Annotated in this window: 1 protein-coding gene; it reads right to left on the reverse strand. The window is 68.6% G+C overall.

Annotated elements, in window-relative coordinates; translation table 11 throughout:
- The coding region (locus tag NRB56_RS38185) for a condensation domain-containing protein (RefSeq protein ID WP_153349249.1) at positions 1 to 557 on the reverse strand (557 nt) is incomplete at both ends.

Here is a 557-nt window from a genome sequence, read left to right on the forward strand (position 1 = left end):
GAACGTCAACGCCACCTGGAACAACGGATGCCGCGCCTGCGACCGCACCGGCGACACCACATCCACCAACTGCTCGAACGGCACATCAGCATGCGCGAACGCCGCCACATCCACCGCCCGCACCCGCTCCAGCAGACCCGCGAACGACACCTCCGGCGACACCTCGGTCCGCAACACCAGCGTGTTCACGAACATCCCCACCACATCGTCGAGCGCCTGATCACCACGACCCGCGATCGGCGTCCCCACCACGATGTCCCGGCTCCCCGACAACCGGGCCGCCCACACCGCCAGCACCGCATGCATCACCATGAACACCGTGACACCCCGCGCACGCGCCAACCCGGTCAACCGCGCAGCCAACTCCGCATCCACCGAGAACCCCTGGGTGGCACCGGCATTCGACGCCACCTCCGGGCGCGGCCGATCGGCCGGCAACTCGATCTGCTCCGGCACCCCCGCCAGCCGATCCACCCAATACGACACCTGCCGCGCCGCCAGCGAACCCGGATCCTCGACCGAACCCAAGATTTCCCGCTGCCACACCGCGTAATCCG

Source organism: Nocardia aurantia, from assembly GCF_009604425.1.
Lineage (GTDB): Bacteria > Actinomycetota > Actinomycetes > Mycobacteriales > Mycobacteriaceae > Nocardia > Nocardia aurantia.